This window comes from Bacillus sp. SN32 (assembly GCF_002837495.1).
Taxonomy (GTDB): Bacteria; Bacillota; Bacilli; order Bacillales; family Bacillaceae; genus Bacillus; species Bacillus subtilis.
Map to the genome: position 1 here is coordinate 1 of NZ_PJCT01000025.1, position 243 is coordinate 243.

1 tRNA gene is annotated in these 243 nt (G+C 42.4%); it reads left to right on the forward strand.

Going from position 1 to position 243, the window contains the following annotated elements:
* Positions 1-36 precede the first annotated feature (36 nt).
* Positions 37-112: transfer RNA gene (locus CW370_RS21135), tRNA-Ala, on the forward strand.
* The last annotated feature ends 131 nt before the right edge of the window (positions 113-243 follow it).

The window sequence follows — 243 nt, forward strand, 5'->3', positions numbered from 1 at the left end:
GCAGGTTCGAATCCTGTCTTCCCGACCATTTTTTATGGGGCCTTAGCTCAGCTGGGAGAGCGCCTGCTTTGCACGCAGGAGGTCAGCGGTTCGATCCCGCTAGGCTCCACCAAAAGTTTTTAAAAAAAGTTGTTGACTTTGAAGAAGTGACGTTGTATACTAATAAAGTTGCTTTAACAAAGCGGACAAACAAAATGATCTTTGAAAACTAAACAAGACAAAACGTACCTGTTAATTCAGTTT